Origin of the sequence: Methylophaga sp. UBA5088 (assembly GCF_002414625.1) — a bacterium.
Taxonomy (GTDB): Bacteria; Pseudomonadota; Gammaproteobacteria; order Nitrosococcales; family Methylophagaceae; genus Methylophaga; species Methylophaga marina.
The window spans coordinates 8996-14847 of the sequence record NZ_DIAC01000053.1 but is presented as its reverse complement, the minus strand read 5'-3'; the positions used below and the strand labels follow the sequence as shown (position 1 = coordinate 14847).

At 43.2% G+C, this 5852-nt stretch carries 8 protein-coding genes and 2 pseudogenes; 6 read left to right on the top strand and 4 right to left on the bottom strand.

From position 1 onward, the window contains the following. A pseudogene (locus B4K20_RS07415) lies at positions 1-201 on the top strand (S-methyl-5'-thioadenosine phosphorylase); the annotation flags it as partial. Between the two features lie 3 nt (positions 202-204). On the opposite strand, the gene B4K20_RS07410 reads toward B4K20_RS07415, so the two are convergent. Continuing rightward, complete coding sequence (locus tag B4K20_RS07410; RefSeq protein ID WP_286305302.1) at positions 205-840, bottom strand: CsiV family protein; 636 nt, start codon at positions 838-840, stop codon at positions 205-207. 142 nt (positions 841-982) lie between these two features. Between B4K20_RS07410 and B4K20_RS07405 the strand changes: the two genes are divergently transcribed. The 4 genes from B4K20_RS07405 to B4K20_RS07390 are packed head-to-tail and all read left to right on the top strand — an operon-like array spanning position 983 to position 4116. Beyond that, positions 983-1906, top strand: a complete 924-nt coding sequence (locus B4K20_RS07405; protein WP_286305301.1) for an SPFH domain-containing protein — start codon at positions 983-985, stop codon at positions 1904-1906. A 2-nt stretch (positions 1907-1908) separates the two neighbouring features. Further along, on the top strand, positions 1909-2349 hold the full coding sequence (locus tag B4K20_RS07400) for an NfeD family protein (protein WP_289282432.1): 441 nt from the start codon (positions 1909-1911) through the stop codon (positions 2347-2349). A gap of 1 nt (position 2350) precedes the next feature. Continuing rightward, the gene (locus B4K20_RS07395; protein ID WP_289282431.1) at positions 2351-2953 is read left to right on the top strand and encodes a histidine phosphatase family protein; all 603 of its coding nucleotides are present in this window, start codon (positions 2351-2353) and stop codon (positions 2951-2953) included. Then, positions 2950-4116, top strand: a complete 1167-nt coding sequence (locus tag B4K20_RS07390; RefSeq protein WP_289282430.1) for a cupin domain-containing protein — start codon at positions 2950-2952, stop codon at positions 4114-4116. The genes B4K20_RS07395 and B4K20_RS07390 overlap by 4 nt, the downstream gene beginning before the upstream one ends. A 5-nt stretch (positions 4117-4121) precedes the next feature. Here B4K20_RS07390 and B4K20_RS07385 read toward each other — a convergent pair whose 3' ends face one another. Beyond that, entirely contained in the window at positions 4122-4637 is a 516-nt protein-coding gene (locus tag B4K20_RS07385) for a zinc ribbon-containing protein (protein WP_289282429.1), read from the bottom strand. Positions 4638-4708: 71 nt separating this feature from the next. On the opposite strand from B4K20_RS07385, the gene B4K20_RS07380 reads away from it, so the two are divergent. Next, positions 4709-5212, top strand: a complete 504-nt coding sequence (locus tag B4K20_RS07380; RefSeq protein ID WP_289243913.1) for a disulfide bond formation protein B — start codon at positions 4709-4711, stop codon at positions 5210-5212. Between the two features lie 84 nt (positions 5213-5296). Here B4K20_RS07380 and infA read toward each other — a convergent pair whose 3' ends face one another. Both infA and B4K20_RS07370 read right to left on the bottom strand, forming a co-directional pair. After that, on the bottom strand, positions 5297-5515 hold the full coding sequence (gene infA, locus B4K20_RS07375) for a translation initiation factor IF-1 (RefSeq protein WP_007145816.1): 219 nt from the start codon (positions 5513-5515) through the stop codon (positions 5297-5299). A 56-nt stretch (positions 5516-5571) separates the two neighbouring features. Continuing rightward, a pseudogene (locus B4K20_RS07370) lies at positions 5572-5852 on the bottom strand (arginyltransferase); the annotation flags it as partial.

The following is a 5852-nucleotide window of genomic DNA, read 5'->3' as shown; positions in this document are numbered from 1 at the left end:
GACCTGGTCGGGATGACGGGGATGCCAGAAGCCTGTCTGGCCAGAGAAGCCGAGCTACGCTATGCAACTCTCGCTATTGTTGCAAACTGGGCGGCTGGTAAAACTGAGAACGTGCTGACGATGACTGAAATTCAGCAAACTCTGGCTAATGGTATTGATGATGTAAAATCGATTATCGCTCATGTTATCGAGCGACTATAGCGATTAATTTTCTGGTAGCGAATATGTTTCCGGCGTTTTAGAAACCGCTGAAGCAGGCGTCGCTACAGGGACAATTTCTAAAATGGCTGCTACACGTGGGTGATCAAAGTAAATGAGACTTTTACTACGGATGCGTCGAATTTGGCTAAGGCGAGGGTTATTGGGATAGGTAACTGACTCACTATTCGAGTCTGAGTTACTTACAGGTACGTTACCGTTTTCTTTAAACCAGATATCAATATCAGCATGAAGATAGTTAACCCGGTAAAGTTTGATTTGGCCTTCTACCAGACCATTACTCGAGTTAATTTGAACACTTCTTGCGCTGCCTTTGCTCAAAATCGGCTGCTGCCAAGCCTGATGATAGAGCACGCGATAATTAGACGCATTGTTCAGACGGGATGCGACGCCAGATAATAAGCCTGTGCCGGCCGGTTTTATTCGGTTGTTATTTGAACCTGGGCTTAAGCTGCCACTGTTGATGCTGCGCATTTCTGGCCAGTGTTCGGCATTGGCACCACTATATCTTTCGAAAACAACGAGTTCTGCTTTATACCATTGTTGAGCTGCTGCATTAGTGCTTAGGCCTGTAAGAAGGAATAAGGCAAACAGTGATATAAACAGGCGTTGTATTTTCATAATGACTCTATTCGGGAAGTATTTCTATGTATTGTCCACTGAATAAAACCTATTATTCAAGTGATAAACAATCTGTCGTGGCAATACTGCTATCATTTAAACAGTATGTTTGATCAATGTCGATAAACAAGAGGGTGAAATAATGGATGGGTTTTCAAGTTTTGTACTGATTATTGTCGTACTTATGGTGGTTGTCATCATGATGGGCGTCAAAGCTGTTCAGCAAGGACGTGAGTATACCGTTGAACGTTTTGGGCGTTATACACGAACCTTATCACCCGGATTACATTTGATCGTACCTGTTATTGACCGTATCGGCTCAAAAATAAATATGATGGAACAGGTTCTTGATGTGCCTTCTCAGGAAATCATCACTAAAGATAACGCCACTGTCAGGGTGGATGGCGTGGTGTTCTTTCAGGTCATTGAAGCAGCTAAAGCAGCTTATGAAGTGAGTGGTCTGGATAATGCGATATTGAATCTCACCATGACCAATATCCGTACCGTTATGGGGTCTATGGATCTGGATGAGCTGTTATCAAAACGTGATGATATTAATGCGCGCTTGCTGAACGTAGTTGATGATGCAACCACACCATGGGGCGTGAAAGTTACCCGGATCGAAATTAAAGATCTGGAACCGGATCAAGGTTTAGTAGAAGCGATGAGTCGCCAGTTAAAAGCGGATAGAACAAAACGGGCATCCATCCTGGAAGCGGAAGGCCATCGTCAGTCTGAAATTTTACGAGCAGAAGGTGAAAAGCAGGCTGCTGTATTAGAAGCGGAAGGTCGTCTTGAAGCCGCCATGCGTGATGCTGAGGCACGTGAACGTTTAGCTGAAGCAGAAGCCAAAGCGACCATGATGGTGTCAGAAGCCATCGCGAAAGGTGACGTACAGGCTGTGAACTACTTCGTCGCACAGAAATATGTTGAAGCACTGAAAGATATGGCGTCAGCCGATAATCATAAAGTCATCATGATGCCACTTGAGGCCAGCAATGTTATAGGTTCAGTTGCTGGTATCGCAGAACTTGCCAAAGAAGCGTTCAATAAAAAAGGAGCCTAATCATGCCTTTTGTCATTGATTTTTGGCATTGGTGGGTATTAGGTGTCGGTCTGATTATCATTGAAATACTGTTGCCGACTTTTTTTGCTCTATGGATGGGGATCGCGGCCTTCGTTACAGGACTGTTTTTATTCTTTTTTTCGGCGCTATCCTGGCAGTATCAGTTATTAATTTTTGCTTTGTTATCCATCATCAGTATTGTGGTCTGGCGACAATATTTACGCGAACACCCTTTGCTGAGTGATCAACCCAATTTGAATAAAAGAGGCGAGCAATACATAGGTCGAGTTATCACCTTACAGACACCGATTGTTGATGGTGTTGGCAAAATCAAGCTGGATGATTCGACATGGAAAATTCAGGGAAATGATAGTCCAGCCGGAAAAAAAGTCAGGATTATTGCTTTAAACAACGTCGTCTTTACTGTGGAGCCTATCGACTGACATGTCTGTCACGACTATTGATTTACTGCGGCATGGTGAGACGGAAGGTGAGGGAGTTTATCGAGGGCAGCAAGATTATTTGCTGACTGAAATTGGACGTGAACAGATGCAATCTGTGCTGACGGATGAGTTACCCTGGCAGCAGATTATTACCTCACCACTGTCTCGCTGTGCCAGTTTTGCGGTAGATTTATGTCGGGATACTGGTCTAAGTCTGGCATATGAGCCAAGATTTATTGAAATGTCATTTGGCCAGTGGGAAGGAAAAACAGCAGAGACCATAGAGAAAAACGACCCTCATCATTTTTTTGCTTTTTATGATGACCCTGTCTTCAATACACCGCCTCAAGCTGAAACGTTAATTGCCTTCCAACAACGTTGTATTTTAGCCTGGCAAGCCATGTTGAAGCAGTATCAGCAACGACATATTCTTCTAGTCACACATGCGGGTGTCATCAGATTATTATTGGCGCATATTTTATCGATGCCGTTACAAGCCCTTTTCCATATTGATGTGCCTTTTGCCTGTCTGAGTCGAGTAGAAGTGTATAGTGATGGCAACGGTGACTTTGCCAGAGTGTTATTTCATGCAGGACAATTATGAGTGAGTTTTTTAATACCGGATTATCTCAACAAACGTTTTTAGATGAGTACTGGCAAAAAAAACCACTACTGATTCGGCAAGCCTTTCCTGATTTTGAATCACCTATTACCCCTGAAGAGCTTACAGGCTTTGCTTGTCTGGGGGATGTGGAGTCACGGCTTATTGAAGAACACGCCAGCACTGGTCCATGGTTGTGTCGTCATGGCCCTTTTTCAGAAGATGATTTTGAGGCATTACCTGCATCACATTGGACGCTATTGGTTCAGGATATGGATAAGCATGAACCTGAATTAATAGACATTACACGTTGTTTTGATTTTATCCCTGACTGGCGACGTGATGATCTGATGATTAGTTATGCCCCCATTGGTGGGAGTGTCGGGCCCCATACGGATGGTTACGATGTGTTTTTACTGCAAGCAAAGGGGACTCGACGCTGGCAAGTCGGGGCTGAACCCCTTTTAGAAACCCGTTTAATTGAAGGGCTAGATCTGAAAATTCTGTCGGAATTTACAGCTGATGAAAGCTGGGATCTGGAGCCCGGTGATATGCTGTATTTACCGCCACACTTTGCTCATCATGGTGTGGCGCAGAATGACTGTATGACGTTTTCAATTGGCTTCAGAGCGCCGACGCAAACAGAGCTGCTGGATGCTTACCTGCAAGAGCTTGCTGATTCAGAGATGGGAGACTTGCACTACAGTGATCCTGATTTGAATGTGAATACAAGTGAAACAAAGATTGATAAAAGAGCGATGGCACGCTTCAAACAAAGCTTGATCGATACTATCAACCAGTCTGATACACTTCTACAGTCAGCAGTTGGTCGTTTAGTTACTCAGACTAAACCATCACTGGAGTGGTTAGCTGATGAATATATCCAAGATAACGACCCAATGTCTTTATCCACTCAGTTTGAATCTGGTGGCATATTACAGCGCAATCGCTATATTAGAATGGCTTGGACAGAAAGCGAAAACCATCTGTTTCTGTTTATTGCTGGGGAAAAATTGACTCTTTCAGCATCCTATCAATCGATGATGAATATGCTGACTGGAGTGTTACCCATAAGCCTTCAGCAATGGGAATCACTCCGGCAATATGAGGGCGCAGAGCAGGTGTTGAATGCGTTAATTCAACACGGTGGTTGGTACTGGGAATAAGGCGTTTAACTCGGCTTTTTTCTGTTAAAAGTGGTTTTATGACATTTCGGGCAAGGGGGGATGCGACTTGTTTTTTTGAAATGTAATTCACAACCGCATGATTCACAGTAAAGGGCACCAATCCCTGTTACTTCCCCTGTGTGGTACTGCTGAAGCTTAGTGGCCTGCTGGGCTAACTGGTCTAATTCCAGTCGCGTCTTGTCTGCCACAGTAGCAAATAAATCCAGTAATCGTGCTTCAACAAGCTGTAAATCAAAGGTCAGCCATGTTGAGAATGTTTTTCCTGTTGATTCAAGATAATCAGCTGCATCATGTAAATCGCGTCGTATATAAGTGGCGATTATTTCAGCTTCTTCTTGGGTAAGTTCACGTAATTCAATCGCTTGCTGTTTGGCCTTATCAAGGTTTCGCTGCAGGGTTGGCACAGCCTGTTGCTCAGCTTCATCCAAGAAGTTATTCAGACGTTCCATCATTTTATCGTAGGCATCGGTGAGTTTTTTTTCTAAATTATCTTCATTCATTGCCTTACTCCTTTTATCCTTGCGTCTTTTAGGTTAACTTAGCACAGATTAATCGACTTAAGGAGTCTGTTTTGAACTCATTTCGTGGCGTCTTTCTCTTTGGCTTTCTTGCCTGTTTGAGTATGTTGCTTATCGCTGGTTACTTTCAGTTTATTGAACATCTGGAACCTTGTCCCTTGTGTATCCTGCAACGTGTGATGGTACTTATTGCTGGTGTGTTCTTTTTGATAGGTGCTATTCACAATCCCGTGACAACAGGACGACGAATTTATGGGTTCTTGGTTTTCTTGGCAGCGGGACTGGGTGCCGCTATATCCGCTCGACATGTATGGATTCAAAATCTACCGGAAGATCAGATACCTAGTTGTGGTCCAGGGTTGAACTTTATCTTAGAAAATTTCCCATTGAGTCAAGCCGTTGATATGGTATTGAAGGGCTCAGGTGAATGCGCAGACGTCCTTTGGACCTTCCTCAATCTCAGCATTCCTGCTTGGACATTGGTTGCCTTTATTCTGATGTGCTTAGTAGGGTTGAAGCAGTTATTTGGTCAGCATAAACAGCCAGATTTCATCTGAATTAGATTAATTCAGATGAAATTTATGGTGTTATAAGAGTTTATTTTTGACGCTTTGCCACTGACGTGGCCGGGTGAGGTAGGGTTAGCGTGCGCGGTAGACAATACGACCTTTAGTTAAATCGTATGGCGTCAGCTGTACAGTGACTTTGTCACCTGTAAGAATACGAATATAGTTTTTACGCATTTTGCCTGAAATATGCGCTGTAACCACATGGCCGTTTTCCAGTTCAACACGGAATGTAGTGTTAGGCATGGTATCGATTACTGTGCCTTCAAACTCAATATGTTCTTCTTTTGCCATAAACTCTAATGTTCTTGAATAAAAAAGAACCATTTTGCCGTAAAATGACTGATTATTCAAAGTTTTTTATCTAACTTCTGCCAATCGGTGTAATAACCCTCTAATCCTGAAAAATTAGTCTTATATGACATTTTAGGGCTCTCGGCGATCCAATACCCCAGATAAAGCCATGAAAGATCATAGTTTTTGGCTAATTCAATTTGTTTAAGAATGGCAAATGTCCCTAAACTACGTTTAGCAAGGTCAGGATCAAAGAAAGTATAAAAAGCTGAGGCCCCGTTGATGACAAAATCTGTCACAGCTACCCCAATCAGCTTGTTTTCCAGCCAGAATTCAA